Source organism: Cytobacillus mangrovibacter (assembly GCF_042865275.1).
Classification (GTDB): Bacteria; Bacillota; Bacilli; order Bacillales; family Cytobacillaceae; genus Cytobacillus; species Cytobacillus mangrovibacter.
Genome location: NZ_JBIACJ010000013.1, coordinates 11,963 through 32,260 on the forward strand (window position 1 = coordinate 11,963; position 20,298 = coordinate 32,260).

Below are 20,298 nucleotides of genomic sequence, written 5' to 3' on the forward strand. Positions count from 1 at the left end.
TACTTAAAATAACAAGGTAATATAAAAAAATCCACTGTTCTATTTTTGAAAGAACAGTGGATTTTTTATGCTTACTGTTTAATATTGGGGGCAATTACATCAATACGATTGGTCCATATAACACCTGAATAGTTTTTTGGAAGACGTTCTAAATCTTCTATATTATCAAAGCCCTCTGACCAGCCTCCGTCTCCCGCAACTGTAATAACCCTTGTATTAGAAGCATCCATTCGTTTAATCAATTTTTCAGACCAGCCCCATAACCATGGGCCAATTTTTTCAGGAATATGCAGCTGTGTGTTTTCACAGGAAGATGGAACATATCCCGTCCAGCCGACTGCGATATAGGGCAACAAACAACTTTTCATCGTTGCTTTTGACATGACCCGTAATTCTGGCAGCTTTTCTTTTAAAGTGGCGATCGGTCTATCTCCACCATAAACTGTGAACTTTTCCAATTCACTTTCTGTATAATTTGATAGATATTTGGCGAGCTCCTCACCTTCATTCGGGTCATCACTCTTTACATGAATTAAAAAGGAGTGATTAGGGAAGTGAGCAAGCACCTCATCAATGGTAGGTATAAGCCCTACACCTTTCCCGCGAAAAGGATAAGTTTTTCCGCCATCAGCCGTATAGCCATAACCTATATCTAATTTTTTAAGTTCTTCCATGGTGTACTCTCTTGTCACTCCATTGCCATTCGTTCGACATTCAAGCGTCCAATCATGGAATACAGCAAATTGTCCGTCTGCTGTTGGCTGGACATCAAATTCTACAATGTCCGCTCCAGCTTGGAAAGCAGCCTCCATTGATGGAATTGTATTTTCAATAAACGGATGTTCCGGTTCATTAATTCTTTCAGCTGTACATGTATCGTTTTCGATTCCTTCCATATCGAACGTCTGAGCCACTCCCCGATGGGCCAATAATAATGGGGTATCCGTGCTGCTTTTTGTAAACAAAGATGTATTATTTATAAACATGAAGATAAATAGAATTAGGAAGAACAAAGCAAACCTTTTTGCATTTCTTTTAAACCTTTTCATACTGCCTCCGATTGTGTGGTTTAATCCTGTGAACCAAGCACCTCTTGCTTTTGTTCTGTTTTCAGATTATAAATAGGCAAAATGAATAACAAGCCGATCATAAATATGATGGCTGCCGCTTCAAAAATAGCAACCAGTGAAAATTGTGACTTCAGAATACCCGCTGCACTCATTGTTAATACCATAGAACCCGTGAACAAAGGACTTAATATCCCATTGACCCTGCCAATAAATTCAGAATCTGTTCGTTGCAAGATTAATGTATTAATCCCGATTTGTATACATGGGAGCATTAGCCCGTTTAAAAATTCAGCACCTAATGTCAACCAAAGATTTGTTGATAATCCCATGATGGCCAAACCGATGCCATTTGCAAGCATCCCAAATGTTAAAAGTTTCTGTGGAGGAACGGTTTTGGCGAAGATCATGACACCCGCTCCACCAATAATCATTCCGATGCCATTCGCAGTAAATAACCATTGGAGGTTCTCCTTTGGTAAGCCCAATTGTTCTGTAACAAGAAAAATGGAAAGCGGCTGAACGAAACCAAGTCCAAGTCCTGCTGCTAAAAAGCATAAACCTAACAAACTCAATTCCCTCTTATTCAACACATATTTAATTCCACTCTTCATTTCCTGCCATAAGGAAGTTGTACGGCTCTCCTCTTCTAAAACGCGGTCTTTTGGAAGGAAAGCTAAGGCTGCTGCTGAAAGCAAGAAGGCTGTACCTGTAATCGCAATCGAGATATTTATTCCAAAGGCTTGGAAAGCAAATGTTCCAAGTATTGGACCTAACACCATAAACACAGCAAATACCGTTTGATAGACGGACATTCCCGCCTGAATTTGTTCTTCTGGCAAATGCATCTTAAACAGTTTCATCCCAGATGGCTGAGAGAATTGCGACAGAATGGCAGATATTAATGTTGCGAAAAACACAATTTGCCAAGTTCCGAACATAAGTGTAATTAACACAGCAAATACAGATAAAGCACTTAATATATCACACCATACCATCGTTCTTTTCGGACGCCAGCGGTCAGCAAACGTTCCACCAATAAATGAAAAAATAAAAATGGGGGCAAACTCAGCAACAGAGATCATTGAAACTGCAAAAGGATCCCCCTTTGTCTGCTCCATCACAAATAACAGAACAGCAAAGTTCCTCACCCAAATACCGATCTGCAAAAACAAGCCAGACATAATAATTGCTTGGAACATACGATTGCCAAACAAACTTTGTGAATTACCAGCTAATTGATTTGTTTCCAAAATAAAACCTCCTGTCAATATTCTAGACAGGAGGAGAAGGTACAATACAACACCAAAATGGCCTAATACCCCTAATGAAAGGGACACAATGAACAGATCGTTTGTATATATTTGTACAGACTAATCCTATCTAGAAAAAAGAATCGTATTATAAACGAGTTTTTTCTTAACAAATAGGATTAATTGTTCATTGTTTCATGGACACCCTTCCATTTTTTGATATTATTATCTTAATTGATCATTTATGGGAAATCAAGAATTTTCGAAGCTGAAGTTTTGACAATCATTCATCGTAAGTTAATTCTTCCATTCACACTTCATGTACAGCTGATTATCTTTCAGCTCAGCCGTTAGCTTCCCATTCATCTTCAGCATTAGGCTTTTCGCAATGGATAGGCCTAATCCAGTGCTCTTTTCAGTTCTTGTTTGGTCTGCTTTATAGAACCGATCGAAAAGCAGAAGTAAATCTTCTTCTTTTAAATGTGGTGCAGGATTACAGATAATTAGTTGAATACCAGATTGAAGCTGTTCAAGCCGAATGAGCACATTGCCGCTTGAATGCTTAATACTGTTCAGAATTAAATTTTCAATCACTCGTTTCACAGCTGATGGATCAGCCTTAAGACGAATCTCATAAGCTGGAATTTCAATAATCGGCTCAAGACCTTTCTGATTAAATTGTTCATAGAACCCTACCAACGCTTCTAGCACAATGTTATTCAATTTAATTGTTTCTATCTTTAAAGGATAATCAAATGACTCAATAATCGATAATTCAAAGAAATCCTCTAATAGAGCCTTTAATCTTAGTGCCCCTTTCTTCACAATGGCAATGTACTCTGCTCTTTTTTCTGGTGTTAATTCTTCTGACTCCAATAATTGCATATACCCTAATATGGAGGTCATTGGTGTCCGAATATCATGTGAAATGTTAGCAACAGCCAACCTCAGCTCATTTTCCGTTCTCTTTTTTTCCGCATTAGCCCATTTGGTTTTATCAATCTGTTCATTTATTTCCTTTGATAAAACCTCAAGATCTTTATCAAAGAAAGCAAGGTTTATTTTCTTAGCCGTCATTTGATTGTTTAGCTCATTTAACTGACGGGCAGCGTTCCTTATTTCCTTCTTCAAATAATAAAAACGAGTGAGATAAAACAGCGCTACTAGTACAGCCATTATCATCATATAGACCATTCATCTCACCCCATTCCTTCATTATTTAATCTCCTTTTTCCTAAACACATAACTGCCTAGCAACCCAAAAGCTACAAAGGTTACGATTGGTACAAATATTAATTTAAGTAAAACGCCATCCCCTAAGTCAAACTCGCTAATTTCTAGAAACAGCTTAAACGCAGAATAATTAAAGAGTGTTTCGATTAAAGAAAACTTTTGGCTTAGTCCATAAAAAATACTATCAAAAAGAATGAAAAATAAGATTAAAAATCCAATCGTCTTTCCGCTGTCAGTTAAAATGATTGAAACCAAAGCCATAATGGAAGCAAACGCCACTGCATAAAGAATGGTTAATCCAAGAGTCCGAACGATATAATCTAGTGTCGGCATATCGTTAAAACCAGATAAAATAGCTCCTACTACCATAATGACAATTGGAAAAGTTAATGCAATGATCATAGCTCCAATGGAGAAAATGAGTAGCTTAGCGTAATAGATTCGAAATCGGCTATTGCCAGATGCCCCGATACTTTTCATTGTTCCCATCGAATATTCACTGGAAATAAAGAAACCTGCAAGGATACAAGGTACAAGCTTAACAATATAATTATTTCCTCCCAGAGCTGTATAGGTATATAAATCATTCACAGAAATAGCTTGTGTGCTGCCATCAAAAAAGATCAGCATCGGATAAAAAATACCTGATGCAACTAACCCTAAAATCAGCGTCCAAAAAGACCGATCCTTCTTCAACTTAAATAACTCTGCTTTCACTAGATTACCCATGCTGAACACCCCCAATCCGATTGGTAAAGTATGTTTCCAAGTCTTCCCCCATCGGCATGAATTGCTCAATCATCAGCCCTTCATCCGCAAGCAGCTTGGAAACACGGCTAGGAGTATCTAAATACTTAAATAGTCGAATGGTTCCGTCAGGCATGACTTCATATTGGGCGGTCCCAAGCTTCGTTTCAAAGATTGTAGTCGCTTTGTCTGGATTATCCACCTTCACGTGAATATAATGCTGACATTTTTCATTAAGTTCCCTTACTGTTAATTATTCTAATAGCTCCCCTTTATGAATAATTCCATAATGAGTGGCAAGTAAGTGCAGCTCGCTAAGAATATGGCTGGAGATCAGAATGGTGATTCCATATTCTTGATTAAGCTTTTTCAATAACTCTCTAATTTCTACAACACCCATTGGGTCCAATCCATTAATCGGCTCATCGAGAATTAAGAATTCAGGATCTCCCAGTAACGCAATACCAAGACCAAGTCGTTGCTTCATCCCTAAGGAGAAATTCTTGGCTTTTTTCTTCCCTGTTCCTTGTAGCCCCACAAGGGCAAGTGTTTTCTCCACACATTCCCTTCCCGGGATACCTTTTAACAATCTGTGTGCTTCAAGATTCTCTGCAGCAGTCATATGTGGATACAAGGCTGGCCCTTCGATAATTGTCCCAATTCTTTGCCGCGCCTGGACAAGTTCATGTGCATTACTCTGTCCAAATAGTTCAATCGTGCCGCCAGTCGGATAAGCAAGCCCAGTTACTAAACGAATGAGTGTGGATTTACCTGCACCGTTTTGTCCGATAAATCCATAAATTGAGCCCTTTTTAATAGAAAGATTCACTTTATTTAAAGCCAATTGATGTTTATACTGCTTGGATAAACTATTGGTTGTAAGAACATAATCGCTCATTCCATTCCCTCCCTCATGTGATGCTTTTTAGTATAGAAAGGAAAACATAAGAAAGGCTTAAGATGAATCTTAAGAAAACCTTAAGATTTCAATCGGTACCCCATCCCCCAGATTGTTTCGATATATTCTTCTTTCGGATTGGCCTTAGCCAGCTTGCTTCTTAAATTGCTCATATGTACATTCATCGTATTATCGTCACCGTAAAATTCTTCATTCCAAACCGTTTCAAACAGGTTTGCTTTTGTAAAAACCTTCTTAGGGGAGGATAGCAATAGAACTAATATCGCATATTCCCGTGCAGTAAAAGCAACCACTGCTCCATTTACAGTCACTGTCTTAGCTTCCGTATCAACACAGAGATCTTTATGCCTTAACTCGATATGTTTTGGAGGCTCCATCGTGCGCCGGTATCTTCTTAAATGCGAGTCAATCCTTGCTGAGACTTCCTCAATATCGAATGGTTTGGTTATATAATCATCTGCTCCGGATCTTAATGCCTCAATTTTCGTCTGTTGCTCCAATTTTGCTGAGATAATGATGACGGGAACTGGGCTTTGCTCACTAATTTTCGTAAGGATTTCTTCTCCCGTCATTCCAGGCAGCATTAAATCCAGGAGAACCATATCCCATTCCTGCTTGTCTAAATAAATCAACGCTTCTGTACCGGAAAAGGCCGGCTGTGGCATATACCCGTTCCTTTTAATTATGCTGCACAGCAATTGACTAATATCATTATCATCTTCTACTACTAAAATGTTTATCTCTTTATCCATTTGTCTTCACCTTTTTATTGATTTCGTATCACTAGCATAATCTTTTTGGCAGCTATTTTACAATGACTACCTAATGATTAAATTTCCTACTCTTACAAGAATGTAAGATATTTTGTAAGGTATATCGATAGCTATGGCTTCCCGTTTTTTTGTAAGATAATGAAAGGAATACTTACAAGGAGATACGGTATGAAAAAAACGATAACGAATAACCGGATTGATGAACTTGATTATATTCGGGGATTTGCCTTAATGGGAATTATTCTAGTCAATATTCTATCACTGCTTGATATTAAAATCCCTGAACCAAATTCCGTCGATGCGAACTATCAGCGATTCTTATATTTCTTTGTGGAAGGGCGCTTTTACTCGATTTTTTCATTTCTATTTGGGGTAGGGTTCTATCTCTTTATTACGCGGGCCAATGCAAAAGGAAGAAATGGATATGTTCTCTTTTTACGCAGGGTTGTGGCGATGCTAGCTTTCGGTATTCTGCACTCCCTATATCATCCTGGAGAGGCATTGATGGTTTATGCTATTGTTGGATTCATTCTATTGCCTTTTTATAAAGTTAATAGACATATTAATTTAGCAATCAGTGTCATCCTCCTCATTATGTTTGCAATCTTAGGGATAAAGATAGCTTTAACCCTGCCTCTAATATTATTAGGTCTTACATGTGGACAATATCAAGTGTTTGAAAATCTAAAGGAAAAAACAAAACAACTAGTTTTGTTTACAGCATTCATGTTCCTGCTCAGCGGAGTGGGACTGTATATCCAATACTTAAATACTCCAGATCAACCCTTTCAGGCAATGATCCTGTATAGTGAAGAAGGAGCAGTCGATCAGGTAAGTAAATTTCTGCAAATCGGAGTAACGAACGGCCCGATTATATCAGCCTTTTATATTGGATTTCTGCTCCTGCTATTACAATCTAAAATGGTTCAGACCATTTTAAGTCCACTTAAATATTACGGACGAATGGCATTTACAAACTATATTGGACAAACAGTGTTTATATTATTAGCTGGCCAGCTATTCCATTTCACCGCGAATCTAACGTATATACAAACGCTTTATGTATGTATAGCTATATATGCACTTCAAATGATTTTCAGTGTCGTTTGGCTACGTTTCTTTAAGATGGGACCGCTTGAATGGATTTGGCGTATTATTACGTATTGGCAAGCAGTTCCTTTAAGAAAGAATACTACTTAAAATAGCGAAGGAAACTGAACTTAATAGGGCTCATTGGCTACCGAAGATGTGTATGTCTTGTTCAAACTGAACCCAATGGAGCCCATTGGCTACCGTAAATGTGTAAATCTCATTCAAACTGAACTCAATGAGGCTCATTGGCTACCGAAGATGGGTATGTCTCGTTCACACCGAACCCAATGGGACTCATTGGCTACTGTAAATGTGTAAATCTCGTTCAAACTGAACCCAATGGGGCCCATTGGCTACTGAAGATGTGTCAGTTTAGTTTAGCAACAACGAATAGAGATTAGTCGAGTAGCCTAAATTGTTCAAGAACCCTCTATTAGGACAGCCTCTATTTTCATTTAAACGAAAAAATAGGCTATTATAGATAAACAAATAGAAGTAATCCCCATCGCGATTAACGGTTTTAATGCTTTTGTGCGTAGATCGTGAAGGCTGACATTTAATCCAAGTCCGACCATCGCTGCGGTTAAACACCAAGTGGTAAGATTCGTTACTCCGTTCATAAACGTTTCCGAAACAGGAATCGACTTCCCAAGTACATAGCTGCCGATTACGCTCATGATCATAAACCCAATGAGAAACCACGGAAATTCAATTTTCGTATCTGAATTTTTCTCTCCCGCGTTTTTCTTTTTCATGATGTACATAAAAATAAAGCACAATGGAACAAGCAAAAATACCCTACCTAGTTTGGCAAGTAAGCCAATTGCAAGTGCATCCTGTCCTCCCGGTGCAGCTGCTAATGCGACATGAGCAATTTCATGTAAGCTGATCCCCGACCATATGCCATATTCACTGTCAGTTAACGGAAGGATCGGACGTAAAATCGTATAGCCAATCGCAAAAATAGTTCCTACAAGCGCAATAATTCCAACCCCAATAGCAGTATCTTCATCCTTTGATTTAATAATCGGAGCAATGGCAGCAATGGCTGCGGCACCACATACCCCTGTCCCTACCCCAACAAGCAGCGCTATATTCTTATCCGCTTTTAACAGGCGAGCCAACCAAACCGTTAACAAAATGGCAAAGATAATGACACCCACATCTCGAACGAGTAACCCAAGGCCGTCATCCAAAACCGTCCCGATATTAAGCTTCAGGCCATAGAGTATAATCGCAAATCTTAATAGTTTTTTAGACGAAAAAGCAATGCCTGCCCGCAAAAGCTCTGGATACCCAAAAATATTCCGGTATAAAACAGCTAGGATAATAGCCGAAGCCAGCTGACCCACATGGTCAAACCCAGGAAGCTTTGCTAATAAGTAGCCTAATAAAGCGATTAAAAATGTAAATGCAATCCCACCGATCCATCTCCCGAAAGAAACAGGTCTTTTCTCTGGCTGGAGTGGTTCTTTACCCGATGAATATACTTTAGCAGCTTGTGCTAACATTTTATCCCCTCCATAATTGATTGTAATCCTAGCATAATGTTTTCCTTACTATAAGAAAAATAATAATTTATAATGCTTATAATAAGTAAAACATATACAAAAGTGGAGGTGAGGATTTGGATCAACAATTGGCTGTCTTTGTTACGGTAGCGGAAAAACAGAACTTTTCACGTGCTGCTGAAGAATTGCATATGACCCAGCCTGCCGTCAGTCAGTATATTCAAGCATTGGAACGTGCGGTGGGCACAAAATTATTAGAACGAAGCAATAAATATGTACACCTAAATAAAGCAGGTGAAATCGTTTACCATCATGCAAAAGAAATATTGGGGCTTTACGGTAAAATGCACTATTTGATCGATGACCTTACAAACAATCCAAATGGACTTTTATCGATCGGAGCAAGCTATTCGTTCGGAGAATATGTTCTGCCACACTTAATTGCTGACATGCAAGAAAAATATCCACTAATAAAACCTGCCATCACCATTGGAAATACGAAGGAAATAGCCGAACTCGTACTTGGACATCAATTAGATGTCGGTATTGTGGAGGGACAATACCAGGAAAAAAACTTAAAGATCGAGCCTTTTGCGATTGATAAGATGAGTATTATTGCCTCACCAAAAAATCGATTGTCTCACATTGAAGGCGAGATATCTATTGCTGATATAGAGAATGAAACGTGGATTGTGAGAGAAAACGGCTCAGGAACAAGAGAAGCGACTGAGAAACTTTTTAAACAATGTAACATCTCACCTCAAAAAATATTAGAATTTGGCAGCACACAACTAATTAAAGAATCTGTCGAAGCTGGAATTGGCATTAGCCTATTATCTGATTGGGTGATTCGGAAGGAAAGCGAGAACGGATCATTGGTGGTTATTAATGCGAAGGGAGTTTCTATTAAGAGGGAATTTTCCGTTGTCTTGCGTTCTCCCTTTCAAACGAAGGCGTTGTCTGTATTTTTGGAGCTATTAAAAAGATGAAAAGGTAAAAAGCTGATAAACTGCTCCAAAGGCAACATTTTATCAGCTTTATTAATAATTTTATATATTATAGCTAACTAAAATCAGGCGACTTATACATGATTGATTTTCCAAAACGGAAATCAGGCTCATCCATTTTTTCACTTGCCTGATGCGGATAGTGATTAAGCTTTCCTTTATAGATTAATTCAAGCTTGTGAACTGCCAAGATATCTTGTGGCGTACATTGACTTGGGGCTTTTTCAAGCAGCCCTATTTTTTCATTTAATATAGTTGCAACAAATTGAGAGCAAAAGTAAGCATTTTTTCTTTTAAGATTATATTTAAGCATAATGGCAATAAGTCCTAAGAAGTTATATTTATATAACTCTTTCTTTGCTTCTATTTGTCTAACCTTTGTTTGCATTTGTTCATATTCCCTTTCTGATAGGGAATAGCTGTATATCTCACATCTCGCTTTTTTAAATAATCCTTCTGCAATTCTTTCCCTTACAAATCCGCCGATAAAGGGATTATAAGGTTTTTTGCGCCCGAAGCTGAATATATCGGTTAATTGTTTATCAAACGAAATCGATACATGGTTTAACGGCTTCTTCGTATATAGTTTGATTAATTTCGTAAAAAGTGTTCCCGTATCTGTAAAAATGATATAGACCTTTTTCTCCTCCATAATCTACCTTCACTTTCCTCTAGAATTCAAATCAATTGACTCTTCTCTTTTTATAGACGAAATAATACATAGAAAGGGGCCACCATAAGACACAAAAAATTGGGTATACTGCCCAAATTGTGTTTGGAGAGGAAACGGCATTTACAGTAATGAAAAAGAAAATGATTAGTAAACTAGCATGTACCGAGTAAGCAAAAAAGGTCTTTTTCAATGCATGATATAAAGATAGCGGCCACCATAACACGACAAATGCAGGATAGATTGCCCAAGGATATCCGGGAGAGATCAATATATTCAAGATTAAATAATATAGAATTATACTTATGCTCCCTACCCATGCAACGGACATGGTCTTAGCCCTTTTTCCTAAAATAATTAGGATTGGCCACCATAAAATCGGAAAAATAGCATACATCGACCATGGATGGACCGGAGAATGAATTATATTTTCCGAAATAAGAAAAAGAATAATAAGTCCACTGCATAATATAGAAAATAACTTATGTTTCTCCTGTTTCGCACAGTACAGACCAATTGGCCACAGCAGCAAGGCTAATGAAGGGTAGATAAACCATAAATACTCAGTGCTTGTTACATAATTGACGATCATAAAAAAGAGAATACTCATTATGCTGCCAGCTACCGCAAAACCAACATCAAATTTTCTCATTTATTCTCACTCCTCATTTAGAACGCTGCCACTTAAAATACATTGTTAAAGGCCACCATAATACCGCAAATGTCGGATAGACAAACCAAATGACATTAGGAGAATAATAAATGTTTATAAAAAGAAATAATGCAATGATCAGAACGCTTCCCCAAATGGAATAGCCTAAATTTAACTTTGTCATATTCTTTTTTATTGGCTGTTTGACACCTAATTCCTTTTTCAAATCTTCAATATCACCGAACTCAACAATCGCTTTATTAATCGCATCTTCCTCTTCTTTCCCGTTCGCCACTAAATCCCAGACCTTTTCTTCAAGATTTTCCAAAACCTCTTGCTTAATTGCCCTTTTTTGCTCACTTTCAGGAATTTCCTGAAATAGTTCATCTACATGATTTTTTAGCTTCTTCACTTTAACCCCTCCATAAATAAATCAATGATTGCTCTTACTTCCTTCCACTCTTTTACCATTTCCCGCAAGTAGGCTTTTCCAAGCATGGTGATTCTGTAATATTTCCTCTTTCCGCCTTGAGAAACTCCGCCTACGTAAGATTCGATTAATTCCTTTTTTTCAAGCCTTTGAAATACCGCATATAATGTTGCTTCTTTTATCTGAAATCGATTGTCTGTGCGTGAACTGATCTCCTTAGAAATTTCATATCCATACCGATCCTCTTCACAAATCAAGCGCAAAATAATCGAATCCAAATGTCCGCGTATAATATCACTTCTAATCATGCTGACACATCCTTGTTCATCCACTATTCTATCTGATAGAGTAATATTAAACGAAATTGCTCTACCTGTCAAAGTAATTTTTATTTCTTTTTTAGGTTTATATTTGAAGTTTTTGTAAAATAAAAAACACCTCCTATTATTAGAAGATGTTTCTTATCAATATTAGATTAAACGAACAATCTGCTTTTTCTTCCACACCCAGCGGTAATACGTATACACAAATACCAAGGTCACGATGAACGCCGCTGGATAGCCAATCCATATCCCTTTGATTCCAAGCGTTGTATAGGTAGACAGCCAATATGCAATTGGAACCTCAATAAGCCAGATCGGTATGATACTTAAAACGGTCGGCCATAGGACGGTGCCGCTTGCCCGCATCGTTGAATTCAGAATATGTGCATGCCCGATAATGACATAGCTCCATAATGTAATCATGAGCAGGCTATTCGCAATTTCAATTGTCTCTTTACTTGTAATAAACAGTGAAAGAATGTTTTCTGAGAAAATATAGATTAGAATAATCAGCACCCCGCTGATTACATAATTAAATAAAATCCCTGTCCGAATAACTTGTTTTAATCGATCAAATTGGCTGCCACCAATGGCCTGGGCGGCAAATACGGAAACAGCAATGCTTAGACTGATTGCCGGCATCTGTACATAACTTGCCACTTGATTCACGACGCCGTAAGCAGCTGTTGCATCCGATCCATAACGGTTGACAAATGTGATCACTGCTATTTCAGAAAGTGATAGCAGAATCATGCTAATGCTCGATGGGATACCAAGGCGAAGCAGCAGTTTAAGCAATTCTTTATCCATACGGAGATATTTCCGAATCGAAGCATCCAGTTGCAGTGGATGCTTTACTTTGTGTAAATAGAAAAGCATGGCAACAAAAGTTACGATTGTGGATAGTAAAGATGCATAGGCTGCTCCATACACACCAAGCTGCGGAATACCGAACCAGCCGAATACTAATGGCGGCAAGAAAGCCACATTAAGAACAGTGCTGACAATGAGGAAATAAAAAGGGGTTTTTGAATCCCCTGTCCCTCTCATAAATGTCGTATATACTGAATACAAAAACAGTACTGGCAGTGACCAAAACAAAATTTTTGCGTAATGAACACTCATATCAATAATATTGGCTGGTGTGCCAATCAGACGAAGGATATCCATTGCAAAGATTCCTCCGAGAATTGCCAGTACCACACCTAGAATAAACGTGAATGTTAAGGTTGTTCCTACTACTCCCTTAAGCTTTTCTTCATTTCTTGCTCCAAATGCTTGCCCAATCAGGATTGCACTTCCTGATCCAATCCCGATGACAAAAGATATAAGCAGGAAAAATAAAGGGAAGAAGGCTGAGATAGCTGCTAATTCATTCACGCCTAGCCAACGTCCGATAATGACCATACCAAACAATTGACCGACAGATTGCAATATATTGCTAAGAATCAAAGGAATGAGGAACATAAGCATTGGACGCCAGATAGGCATTTCATTTGTTCCTAACCCCTCAGATTTATGATTTTCTTTTTTACTTTGCTGTGATTCCAACTTTCATTTCTCCTTTTAGCGGGTCTTCTCTTGGTGATACCCTCGTTCTCCGTATGGCTGTAGCTGATTCAGCCATTTTTCTTCTAGTTTTTCTAACTCTTCCTTCTCATTGTAATAAGGATTATCTTGCTTTTTCAGAATCTCAAGGACTTCAATATCAAAAGCTTCTTTCCCAAATTGACTCCATTCTGCTTGTAGCATTTTATTTGAGAATGAATCATTTTCCAATGAGAATTTTGTTCCATTTAATGTTTTTAAATTTCGTGTGCTGCCAATAAAAATTTTATCGTTTTTTGTATTCTTTATTTGAAAAACTCCTGCTTCAATCGTAATTTCCTTATATTGCTGTTTCAGTTCCTTTTTTCTATCCATTTTCTCTTTCCCTCCAATTGTTTTTTTGAGCCAATATTGGCTGCCGTCTGCTTCTCGATCTAAAAAGCCGTATTCGATTAAATAGCGTCTTACTAACGCATAATCATCGTAAACTGCATTTAATAGTTGGTTTACTTCTTTTTCCCCGTAGACCTTTTCACTTTCGAAACGATTCGTTATTGCACGAAGAACGACTAGCCTTTGTTTTTCCTTTGTCGGGAAAGATCTTAATTGTCCATCCATCCCCTCAGGGAAAAATTTCTGCAGAATTTCTTCATTTTCTTCCTTCGTCACATTGTAGCGGTCATCAACCATCCTTGCTGTTGTATGAACATCAATGAATGCTGGTTTATGATTGTCCTTCTCTTTTAAAAGCTCCATCATTGTTAAAAACAACTTCGCTTGACGTTCTTTTTCCTTTAAAACAAAACGATGATTCCGGATGGTTGATGCACTGCCAATTCCCATTTCCTTCTGAACTTGGGCATCACTCTTGCCGTCATAAAAAAGACGAAGGAGACGATTTTGATGATCGGTCAATCCTGTCAGCTTTTTATCAAGATCGATCAGGTAATCAAATACAGATTCATGTTCACTTTCAATATGAAAAGACATATACCTTTCTGCTTCATAAAAAACATCCTCTGATTGATAAACAATTCCCTTCTCTGTTGTCTTTCCGCATAGAAGACATATATAATGACGATCCTCTTTAATATAGCCTTGCTTTAACTCCTCAATTGAGGCATTCCAAAAAGATTCTGATATGCTCATTTATAGTCACAACCTTTATTTGTTTGTTTTATAATAGATATTTTACATTTTTGTTTATTGTATGTCAAACAAAATCACAAAGTGTCCATAAATTACGGTTTTTTACACAAAAAAATAATCTGACAAAATGCCAGATTATTTTCTACTATTTCTATTGATAAGCTTTTACATTCAATAAAGTTTCTAAGTCGACAATCTCGAAATTTTCTTTCTGCAATGCCTCAATTAATGCAGGCAGTGCTTTTACGGTCTCCGTTTTCTCTGAATCGGAGTGCATAAGGATAATGTCGCCATTTCTAACATGGTTCATCACATTATTTATGATATTACTCGCCTCTTTTTGTGACCAATCTAATGTATCAATGGACCATAGGACAATTGAATATCCCTCTTGCTTAGCAATTTCCGCCACTTGTTTATTTGTCTCACCATATGGCGTGCGTAGAATAGCAGTTTCTTTTCCGATCACTGATTTAATTGCCTGACCTGCCCGCTTCATTTCCGTTTGGATTTCTGCTTGCGATCGCTTCGTTAATTCAACATGATTATAGCTATGGCTTGCAACTAAGTGACCACTGTCATAGGCCTGTTTCACGACATCCGGATGTGCTTCAACATTGCTTCCTACGAAAAAGAAATTCCCTTTCACATGATGTTCATCTAATATATCAATAATCGCCGGCGTTACTAACTCATCTGGCCCATCGTCAAACGTTAGGGCAACCTGTTTCTTATTGGGACCATTTATATACACATTCTCATGCTCTTTCGCAAATGCAACGATTTGTTGCCGCCAATTTTTCATGCTCTCCCATGCAGATGCAGTTAATTGTTTGGATTGTCCTTTAATATCTAACACATATTCATCACTTATTTTATCTGCATTTGCCCGCTCAGGATTATAAACTGAAATATGGTGCACAGCCTTGCTATTGTTTGGGATAATGAATTTCAGTTCGATCAAATGGTTTAATACGTAAACATAGATTTCTTCACTATTTGTTTTCCTCACTTGATCAGGCTGGCCCAAACTATCGTTAATCAAATCAGGCGTTAATTTAATAAGATCATTCGCATACGAGCGAACATCAAATATTTCACCTGATTCATTGAAGCCAACAGCAAAGTTCTTCTCATCATAGGTTGCATAAGAGCCTTTACCTGATTGATCCAGCTTGTCTGGTTCGCCCCATTCAGCTTTTACTTGTTCCATTTTACTGTCCATCACATTTATTTGACTGCCCACAGTCATTCCATTTTGCGCCTGATCCATGATTTCATTCAGCAGAATGGAAACAGCGTCAACTTCTTTAGGCTGTAGGGAATTCTCCCTCTGCTCAAGCGGCTCTTCTGGAACAGTTTTTTGTGATTGACAAGCTGAAAGAAATAGAATGAAAAAGACAATCATGACTTTCATGCTTCTAATTGGCTTAAGCAAGTACTACACCTCCCTATCTATTGCTCTAATTCATCATCCTTATTTGTAATTATCCGCTTTTTGATAAAAAAATACCTAATCTTAGTATAAAATCATTTCATACTAAGATTAGGAAGAACACATTTTATAAACCCTTCGTTTTTTCTACCCAATTCATGTAGTTATCCATTACCGTATCAAGAAACTGGATTGTTGGTTCGTGAATAAGTGTTCCTGATTCATCCATTTTCTCTTGAATGGTACCGATAAATACCTCATTCCCTGGTAATGTAAGTGCTGCGATTCCTCCTGAGTTCAATATTTGACGGAGATGCATTTGAGCACGTGCAGTCCCTAATACACCTATTGTTGCACCTACGATCATTACAGGTTTATTCACCATTACCTTTTCCACCCGTGAAAACCAATCAATGGCATTCTTTAGCACCGCCGGTATCGAGTGATTATACTCAGGTGTAGCAATTAACACCCCATCGCTTTCCAGCACTTTACTTTTTATAGATTTCACAATAGCTGGGGGATCTAGCTCGTCATCCTGGTTGTACATCGGAAGATCCTCAATAGGCAATATTTCAATCTCTACCTTTTCCTGATAACGTTTTTGCATAAACTCAATTAGTTTTTTATTATAAGAATCCTTTCGGTTACTCCCGACTAAAGCTGTAATTTTCATCGAATCATCCTTTCATACATTATAAAGCTGTCTAACAGCTATCAATAAAAACTTTATCTTAAAAAAATTATATTTTCCACCTTCACGACTTGCCTATGGGAATCACTTGTCAGGAAAGAGCTTTTAATCCTGTTACTCCGATCACTATAAGTGCTACACTTGCAAGTCTAAGCATATTCTTAGACTCCCCAAAAAGCACCATATTTAAAAGGACTGCACCAGCTGTTCCAATTCCTATCCAGACAGAATAGGCAATACTTATTTGCAAATAATGAAAGGAAGCATATAAAAAGGCAAAGGAAGCACTGAATCCCCCTAGATAAATAACCCCATGCTTGATTGATTTTTTCTGACTGTATAATTTAAGACCTAACACACCAATGATCTCACTTAATGCTGCAAGGAGTACAAATACCCACCCCATACTTATGCGACCCCTTTCGAAACATTTCCCTCTGCTTTATTATCTGCAAGATTCAAACCAATCACACCTGTAATTAAAATACCTATGAATAGAAGCTTTCCCATACTAAAGCTCCCTCCGAAAAGAAGAATATCCATTAATGCTGTCCCTATTGTTCCTACTCCTGCAAACACAGCATAAACGGTACCAGTCGGCAGGCTTTCACATGCTTTAGGCAAAAAGTGAAAATCCACTAGAATAATGACAATAACTATTCCCCATTGCCACCATGTCTCGGCTTCATTAAACCCATACACCCAGATTAATTCAAACAGACAAGTTAAAAAAACATAAATCCATGCTTTATTCATCCGCATTTCTCCCCCAACTAATGACTGACTGTCATTCATATTTGAGTACAAATAAATGTATTGCTCCATTCTAGCTATTCTCGAATACCTAATCCATGCTTTAAAAAGCTTAAAACCTCTTCCTTCTGTATCGAAGCCTGATCATCCTGTTTTGCATCATATAAATAGACTTGTTCAGCTGACGATTCAACAAGGCCTATCACTAATTTCGCAGTTCGTTCAACATGAATGGAGTCGCGGATATTTCCAGCAACTTTAGCTTCATGTAAGAATTGGCTGATCCACGAATAGAAGGGTTCATATACGGTCTCCCATTCTTTAATATGTTCTGTCGACCCCATTCCTGCATAAATAAGCGCAAGGATCTCTCGATAATCACAAGTTATTTTAAAGATGGCATCAACTACTTGAGCAAGTTTCGTTGTAAATGACGCATCCTCCTGAACTTCATTCCTTACCGCTGCAATCGTCTTCTCAACCATAACTTCTGCGATCGCTGGCATGACGGAGAGCTTGGATGGAAAATACAAATAAAATGTACCTTGTGCAATATTTGCTAACTTTACGATATCAGCGATTTTCGTTTTTTCAATGCCCTTCTCTCGAAACACTTCAATCGCTGCATGAACAATCTTTTCTTTTTTATTCATTATTCGTAGCCCCTTCATAAATAATGACTGACTTTCATTCATTTTATAAGTAATTGTATGTTCTGTCAAAAAAATCTGATCAGCCATTTGAAATAAGCCATTCATTCTCCGTTCATATTCACTTCTTAAAATGAAGTCAACATCGAACAGTAAGGAGTTGGATTGGATGCTTAAACCATTTCGTCAATTAGTTAACTATACAAGCAGTCAAAAAGGAGTGAAGGTCACAATCCTTGCATGGATCTTTGCAGTCGTGCTTCTAAGCATATTTGCTCCATCAGCAAAGGAATTTGAGGTTAATAGTAAAGAAGGGAGTATGGATGGAAACAAACCTTCTGAAATTGCCCAGCAAATTTTAATAGAACAGTTTCCTTCTACCGATGGGCTGCCAGCCTTGCTTGTATTCCATCGTGACGGAAAAATCTCTGAGCAAGACATGGATAAAATTAAGGAATTAAGTGAATGGCTCGGATCAGACGAAAAGCCAAAACAGATCATTAGTACACTCCCATTTCATACACTGCCGCCAAATGTTCAAAAACAGATGTATTCTGAAAATGAATCCACACTGCTCATTAATCTATCATTAGAGCCTGATCTAGAGTCCTCCGAGACACTTGCAGTCATGGAAACAATTAAGGAAAAGGTAAAAGCAATCAACATGGAAGGGATGCAATTTGAAATCACTGGTCCTGCTGGAATTTCTGCTGATACTGTTTCTCTCTTCAAGAGTGCAGATTTCGTTCTCATGCTTGCAACTGTGGCGCTAATTTTTATTTTATTGATTATTATTTATCGCTCTCCACTCCTGGCAATCACGCCATTAATTATCGCGGGGATCGTTTACGGGGTTGTCGATCGGATTTTAGGTATAGCAGGTAAAAATGAATGGTTTACCATTGATAGTTCAGCTGTGTCCATTATGCTAATTTTGCTGTTTGCGGTTCTAACAGATTATAGCTTATTTGTTTTCTCACGTTACCGGGAGGAATTAAAGAAACAGGAATCTAAATATGCATCCATGCAAGAAGCCATTTCCCACGTTTCGGAACCAATCGTTTTCAGTGGTGGAACCATCCTGCTTGCGATGTTGACATTATTTGTAACTATCTTTAAACCTTACAACCATTTTGCACCTGTATTTTCAGTAGCGGTCATTGTTATTCTGATTGCTGGCTTAACACTGATTCCTAGTATCTTCGCGCTAATGGGCCGCAAAGCCTTTTGGCCGTTTATTCCTAAGGTTGAAAAAGAAAAGAATACAAAAAGTGGCATTTGGTTTGCCATCAGTAAACAGGTGATGAAAAAGCCTGGTTTATTAAGCGGCATCTTACTAATTATCTTGCTTATTGGCGTGTTCAACTTTACATCCATACAGTATTCTTTTAACCTATTAAAATCTTTTCCAGAGGACATGCCTTCACGACAGGGATTTGAGCTTCTTGAAGAAAATTACCCTGCTGGCCAATTAGCACCTGTGACAGTATTAATTCAGTCGGAAGAAGAATTTCCTATGGATGCAGCGTTTTTTAATAAAGTAAATCAGCTTGTTACCAAACTTAGTGACGAAAGCAATATAGTTTCCGCCACTCCAATCATTCAAGATGAAATGATGAAGGATCAGCAAATGCAGCCGAGAAATTATTTAGCAGAAACACACAAAACGGTTAGACTTCAATTCATTTTAGACAGCAACCCCTATGAAAAAGAAGCACTTGATACCATTCAAAGACTGCGCGATTCAGAAGTATCTTTATTAAAAGATAGCGGTTTTTCTACAGCAGATGTGAAGCTTCACTTTGCTGGCCAATCCGCTCAGCAGTTGGATGTCAATCATATGAACCAGCGTGATATGATCGTTCTATTCTCACTTGTCACTGTTTTACTTACGATTATTCTTGGATTTCAAACAAAATCGTTTTTAATGCCAATTTTGATGATGGCGACCATTCTGCTATCTTTCTTTTCAACAATGGGGTTTGGCTGGTGGATTTTCAAGCATCTTATGGGCTATGACGCAATCAGCTATCGCTTGCCTGTTTACGCTTTTGTCTTCATGGTTGCACTTGGCATCGACTATAACATTATGCTTGTTTCAAGAATTAAAGAGGAAGCGACAAAGCTCCCATGGAAGGAAGCCGTTGGAAAAGGGGTCGCTATTACCGGAGGTGTCATTTCTTCAGCTGGGTTAATCCTGGCTGCCACCTTTGCCGTGTTGATGACACAGCCATTACAGGAACTTTTCTTATTCGGATTTACAATGGCCTTTGGGATCTTGCTCGATACATTTTTAATACGAGGGGTCTTTCTTCCGTCCATTTTGATATTGACAGGTAAAAAGGAAAAGAGAATGAAAACCGACATTCAAAAAACAATATGAAAATGGCCT

At 37.9% G+C, this 20,298-nt stretch carries 20 protein-coding genes and 1 pseudogene; 3 read left to right on the forward strand and 18 right to left on the reverse strand.

Annotation, left to right across the window (positions count from 1 at the left end; translation table 11 throughout):
* Window positions 1-71: 71 nt before the first annotated feature.
* From ACFYKT_RS18545 to ACFYKT_RS18570, 6 genes and pseudogenes are all read right to left on the reverse strand, one after another.
* The gene (locus ACFYKT_RS18545; protein ID WP_389222605.1) at window positions 72-1,049 is read right to left on the reverse strand and encodes a glycerophosphodiester phosphodiesterase family protein; all 978 of its coding nucleotides are present in this window, start codon (window positions 1,047-1,049) and stop codon (window positions 72-74) included.
* A gap of 20 nt (window positions 1,050-1,069) precedes the next feature.
* Window positions 1,070-2,323, reverse strand: a complete 1,254-nt coding sequence (locus ACFYKT_RS18550) for an MFS transporter (protein ID WP_389222714.1) — start codon at window positions 2,321-2,323, stop codon at window positions 1,070-1,072.
* 294 nt (window positions 2,324-2,617) lie between these two features.
* A complete protein-coding gene (locus ACFYKT_RS18555) occupies window positions 2,618-3,514 on the reverse strand; it encodes a sensor histidine kinase (RefSeq protein WP_389222607.1) in 897 nt (298 codons plus the stop codon).
* 21 nt (window positions 3,515-3,535) lie between these two features.
* Entirely contained in the window at window positions 3,536-4,282 is a 747-nt protein-coding gene (locus ACFYKT_RS18560) for an ABC transporter permease (protein ID WP_389222609.1), read from the reverse strand.
* Window positions 4,275-5,198, reverse strand: a pseudogene (locus ACFYKT_RS18565) (ABC transporter ATP-binding protein). The gene ACFYKT_RS18560 and the pseudogene ACFYKT_RS18565 overlap by 8 nt, the downstream one beginning before the upstream one ends.
* A gap of 80 nt (window positions 5,199-5,278) precedes the next feature.
* Window positions 5,279-5,971 (reverse strand): response regulator transcription factor, encoded by a 693-nt coding sequence (locus ACFYKT_RS18570; protein ID WP_389222611.1) that lies wholly within the window; start codon window positions 5,969-5,971, stop codon window positions 5,279-5,281.
* A gap of 189 nt (window positions 5,972-6,160) precedes the next feature.
* On the opposite strand from ACFYKT_RS18570, the gene ACFYKT_RS18575 reads away from it, so the two are divergent.
* The gene (locus ACFYKT_RS18575) at window positions 6,161-7,192 is read left to right on the forward strand and encodes a DUF418 domain-containing protein (RefSeq protein WP_389222613.1); all 1,032 of its coding nucleotides are present in this window, start codon (window positions 6,161-6,163) and stop codon (window positions 7,190-7,192) included.
* A gap of 347 nt (window positions 7,193-7,539) precedes the next feature.
* On the opposite strand, the gene ACFYKT_RS18580 is transcribed toward ACFYKT_RS18575, so the two are convergent.
* The gene (locus ACFYKT_RS18580; RefSeq protein WP_389222615.1) at window positions 7,540-8,595 is read right to left on the reverse strand and encodes a YeiH family protein; all 1,056 of its coding nucleotides are present in this window, start codon (window positions 8,593-8,595) and stop codon (window positions 7,540-7,542) included.
* Between the two features lie 116 nt (window positions 8,596-8,711).
* Here ACFYKT_RS18580 and ACFYKT_RS18585 point away from each other — a divergent pair, with 116 nt between their 5' ends.
* A complete protein-coding gene (locus tag ACFYKT_RS18585) occupies window positions 8,712-9,584 on the forward strand; it encodes a LysR family transcriptional regulator (RefSeq protein WP_389222617.1) in 873 nt (290 codons plus the stop codon).
* Window positions 9,585-9,657: 73 nt separating this feature from the next.
* Here the strand turns inward: ACFYKT_RS18585 and ACFYKT_RS18590 are convergent, their stop codons facing one another.
* The 11 genes from ACFYKT_RS18590 to ACFYKT_RS18640 form a co-directional block, all read right to left on the reverse strand.
* Entirely contained in the window at window positions 9,658-10,254 is a 597-nt protein-coding gene (locus tag ACFYKT_RS18590) for a hypothetical protein (RefSeq protein WP_389222619.1), read from the reverse strand.
* 31 nt (window positions 10,255-10,285) lie between these two features.
* On the reverse strand, window positions 10,286-10,924 hold the full coding sequence (locus ACFYKT_RS18595; RefSeq protein WP_389222620.1) for a hypothetical protein: 639 nt from the start codon (window positions 10,922-10,924) through the stop codon (window positions 10,286-10,288).
* 13 nt (window positions 10,925-10,937) lie between these two features.
* Window positions 10,938-11,336, reverse strand: a complete 399-nt coding sequence (locus ACFYKT_RS18600) for a permease prefix domain 1-containing protein (RefSeq protein WP_389222622.1) — start codon at window positions 11,334-11,336, stop codon at window positions 10,938-10,940.
* Window positions 11,333-11,662, reverse strand: coding sequence for a PadR family transcriptional regulator (locus ACFYKT_RS18605; RefSeq protein ID WP_389222624.1), 330 nt, complete (start codon window positions 11,660-11,662; stop codon window positions 11,333-11,335). The genes ACFYKT_RS18600 and ACFYKT_RS18605 overlap by 4 nt, the downstream gene beginning before the upstream one ends.
* A gap of 162 nt (window positions 11,663-11,824) precedes the next feature.
* Window positions 11,825-13,168 carry an MATE family efflux transporter gene (locus ACFYKT_RS18610; protein ID WP_389222716.1) on the reverse strand — a complete coding sequence of 448 codons (1,344 nt, stop codon included), beginning with the start codon at window positions 13,166-13,168 and terminating at the stop codon, window positions 11,825-11,827.
* 75 nt (window positions 13,169-13,243) lie between these two features.
* The gene (locus tag ACFYKT_RS18615) at window positions 13,244-14,374 is read right to left on the reverse strand and encodes a DUF2087 domain-containing protein (protein WP_389222626.1); all 1,131 of its coding nucleotides are present in this window, start codon (window positions 14,372-14,374) and stop codon (window positions 13,244-13,246) included.
* Window positions 14,375-14,525: 151 nt separating this feature from the next.
* Entirely contained in the window at window positions 14,526-15,812 is a 1,287-nt protein-coding gene (locus ACFYKT_RS18620; RefSeq protein WP_389222628.1) for a polysaccharide deacetylase family protein, read from the reverse strand.
* Window positions 15,813-15,936: 124 nt separating this feature from the next.
* Window positions 15,937-16,485: an NADPH-dependent FMN reductase gene (locus ACFYKT_RS18625; protein WP_389222630.1), complete on the reverse strand. Its 549-nt coding sequence runs from the start codon at window positions 16,483-16,485 to the stop codon at window positions 15,937-15,939.
* A 109-nt stretch (window positions 16,486-16,594) separates the two neighbouring features.
* Window positions 16,595-16,909, reverse strand: coding sequence for a DMT family transporter (locus ACFYKT_RS18630; RefSeq protein WP_389222632.1), 315 nt, complete (start codon window positions 16,907-16,909; stop codon window positions 16,595-16,597).
* A gap of 2 nt (window positions 16,910-16,911) precedes the next feature.
* The gene (locus tag ACFYKT_RS18635; protein ID WP_389222634.1) at window positions 16,912-17,259 is read right to left on the reverse strand and encodes a DMT family transporter; all 348 of its coding nucleotides are present in this window, start codon (window positions 17,257-17,259) and stop codon (window positions 16,912-16,914) included.
* 74 nt (window positions 17,260-17,333) lie between these two features.
* Window positions 17,334-17,912 carry a TetR family transcriptional regulator gene (locus ACFYKT_RS18640; protein WP_389222718.1) on the reverse strand — a complete coding sequence of 193 codons (579 nt, stop codon included), beginning with the start codon at window positions 17,910-17,912 and terminating at the stop codon, window positions 17,334-17,336.
* Window positions 17,913-18,075: 163 nt separating this feature from the next.
* On the opposite strand from ACFYKT_RS18640, the gene ACFYKT_RS18645 reads away from it, so the two are divergent.
* Entirely contained in the window at window positions 18,076-20,289 is a 2,214-nt protein-coding gene (locus ACFYKT_RS18645; protein ID WP_389222636.1) for an MMPL family transporter, read from the forward strand.
* Window positions 20,290-20,298: the final 9 nt, after the last annotated feature.